At 47.0% G+C, this 3096-nt stretch carries 3 protein-coding genes; 1 reads left to right on the forward strand and 2 read right to left on the reverse strand.

Going from position 1 to position 3096, the window contains the following annotated elements:
- A partial coding sequence (locus J0895_RS00100) for an SWIM zinc finger family protein (RefSeq protein ID WP_207086120.1) occupies positions 1-791 on the reverse strand: 791 nt, incomplete at its 3' end.
- Positions 792-1363: 572 nt separating this feature from the next.
- On the opposite strand from J0895_RS00100, the gene J0895_RS00105 reads away from it, so the two are divergent.
- Positions 1364-2155: a DUF4114 domain-containing protein gene (locus J0895_RS00105; RefSeq protein ID WP_207086122.1), complete on the forward strand. Its 792-nt coding sequence runs from the start codon at positions 1364-1366 to the stop codon at positions 2153-2155.
- Positions 2156-2260: 105 nt separating this feature from the next.
- Here J0895_RS00105 and J0895_RS00110 read toward each other — a convergent pair whose 3' ends face one another.
- Positions 2261-2467, reverse strand: coding sequence for a hypothetical protein (locus J0895_RS00110; protein ID WP_207086121.1), 207 nt, complete (start codon positions 2465-2467; stop codon positions 2261-2263).
- Positions 2468-3096: the final 629 nt, after the last annotated feature.

The following is a 3096-nucleotide window of genomic DNA, read 5'->3' on the forward strand; positions in this document are numbered from 1 at the left end:
ATGACGCGATCGGCAAATAACGCCAACGCTTCACCAATCTCAACATCCCCAAAAACAGTCCCAGTCTGACTAAAAATTAAGTTCCCAGAAGTCACCACATACCACAGCACATCAATCTGTTCTGGCAAAGTCAGATGATGCAACTGTTCAAACACCACATTTAAGTTGACAAATTCACGTTCGCTCACCTGAAAAAAACTATAATCATCATCCAGAGTCCCCAGTTCCTCTTCCTCCTCTTGGACTGCCTCAAAAAACTCCTGAATTTCCTTCTTCAACTCTGCCACGGTCATCTTCTTGGATTTTGGAAAGGGAATCACATTGTTCTTTTGCCCAACCACTGGCCGGGGGAGGGAGTCTAATCCTTGTTCACCTTGTGCGAGTATTTTAAACAAATCCTCATCACTCAATTGTCCGGTTAATAACTGGCGCAATATATCATCCATCATCGGAGTAATCCCCTGAACAGATCCCCTCGCTGCTTCATACTCATACTCCTCCTCCTCCTCCTCTGGATCGCCCAACATCGCATACAGCAACACCGCCACAATATGCTCACAAACCTCTCCCGGATAAGCACAAGTACAATCCGTGGTGAGATTGCCCTTACCTGTGCGAATTTCTACGGAATATTGGCCGGGTTTTCCCTCAACCTTGGCCTTAATCCCCTTTCCCGACATAAAAAACTGCTCGACTGTCCCGTTATCATAACACTGTTGACCTTGTTTAAAAATAGCCGGACTATCGGCAAATTCTCTAATTTGTTCTACCGTCAGATCGTTTAAATTCATAAGTACCTACCTCTAGTGTTTGCTGTTTCAACCTATTAACCAATCCGATCGTACCGTAGAAACTCGCAGGGCGATCGCCAGCATCCAGGAAAGGCCCCTGAGAATCCCGTTCCCGGGTGAGCAACCCTTAGATATTCAACCTGCACTCCCTCTAGTATCGGGTTACCTTCCACAACTTCCTGGGTCAGTTCTATTTAAGCTTAAGTCAACAGCCCCCTCCCTCCTATACCCCTTAGCAACCTAGGAGAAACAGCAACCCAGAAACACCGTTTTTGTCCTACTGATTGAATCCTGAACCGATGGCCACATTTAGGGGCTAAAGCCCCTAAATATGACCATGTTTTGATAGAATTCGGGACCCCAAGCCCTTTGAAATTTACTAACCCTTTAAAAAAGTGTGAGCAAACATAAAGTTACGAAGAAGATCCTTTTTTACTCTTGCCTTTCCTGAACAATCCCCATATCATAAAAATGACATAGGGTGCAGGTACGCAGACACAGTTCTGCCAGACAACTACATCCGCAACAAAATTACTTGAACTCATTGTTCAAGAACTAGGGAGACCTCAATCATGAACGCTCAAATCAGTAACAACATTTCATCTCTCAAGACAATCAGTCGCCAATGCACCCTAGGTTTGATGGCGTTGGTTGCCACCACCGCCAGCGTTTTCACCGCTCAAGACGCTTCCGCTCAGGTGACTCAAACCAATTATGACGCCCAATATAACGCCTCCAGCGATTTGTTGCGCTTAGATTTCGATACTTGGAATATGTTTAACACTGTGGTGAACACAGAGCGTCAGCAGCTCACCACTCTTAATCGCCCTCAAGCGGATCTGAGTAAACTGCGTTGGAGCGGTGGCGTTCAAGATGCAGAAGTGTTCTTCATCAATGAAGGAGCAGGCTACCGGAATCAGCTATTCTACTCTGTAGATGGCGGAACCAACAAAAACATGATTTTTGGCGATATTTCCTCCCCCCTGAGCATTCTGCCTAACAGTAGTGGACCCATGAAACTCGGTCAAGGGGCTAGTTTGGGCAATTTTACCGGAAATACCTTTATTGATTTCTTCGTGAAGTCTAACGGTGCCAATGGGGGCCAAAATTTCCTCGGATTTGACCCAGCGCAAAACCCTGGATCATCCCGGGGTCTGTCCCACGTTATTGGATATACTTTTGGTGACTACTTACTCCTCGGGTTTGAAGATATTATCGGCGGGGGCGACCTCGATTTCAATGATGTCGTGTTTGCCGTCAAAGGGGTAACGACTAGCGTACCTGAACCTTCCTTGATGATTGGGTTAATCGCTACGGGTGCGATGGTAATGCTTCGCAAACGTCATCAAAATTCAGAAGTTTAAGAGTTGCATGAGTTCAAGAAAAAACTGGCCTAGAATCGGCTTTTTTATCCAATGGGGTTGAGGGGTAGACCCGCTTTTCATGAAGGCGATCGCCCCTCTTTTCCCCTACAAACCCTTAAACTCATCCTGCAACGCCGGATAACCCCGATAAGTCTGCCGTAGCTTATCAATATAACGCTGCCACCTGGAGGCATCTTTTACGATATCCAGATAAATCGATTTGAGCGTCTCTGCGGACATCGCGGCAGTCTGGTAATTCGATCGCGTCTTGGCCTTGATATACTTGAGAACAACCTTCCGACTTCCTTTCATAGCACAATTGACCTTGGTCAAAAATAGTCGGATTATCGGCCAATTATTGAATATTTTTAACGGTAAACTTGTTTAAATTCATAAGAAACTGCTGTTTTTTTCAGGAAATTGACAATTTAGATATTACCTGAAAAACCCCCTCAGCGATCGCCCGGTTAATTTCCCCAGAGAGATGCGCCAGTAGAGTATCATCCGCCCTTACAACAGTAGTTTTTTACGCTCATAGTGATTTGCCTCACGAACGGTCCCCTCCCCTTGGCAAGGTCCGGGTTAGGGTGGGGTCTTCTTGACGTGGCGATCGCCACGTCACACACTCATGAGAGGCGATCGCCCCTGTATAGAGCCGGGTGCCAACCGCTTGCTTCGTAACTCAGGCGATCGCACCTATACGAGAACTCTCTACCCACTCATTTTGAAGCACTTAAGCGCTTCAAGAGGACCCCACCCTAACCCTCCCCTTGCCAAGGGGAGGGGACCGGAAGTGAGGGAAATAATCACTATGGAGGACCCCACCCTAACCCGGACCTTGCTAAGGGGAGGGGACCGTTCGTGAGGCAAATCCCCAGGAACGTAAAAAAACTACTCTTGGAAGGACCATCTGCCTGCCACCCAGGGACATCGATGCTCAG

This window comes from Phormidium pseudopriestleyi FRX01, from assembly GCF_017313335.1.
Classification (GTDB): Bacteria; Cyanobacteriota; Cyanobacteriia; order Cyanobacteriales; family Laspinemataceae; genus Laspinema; species Laspinema pseudopriestleyi.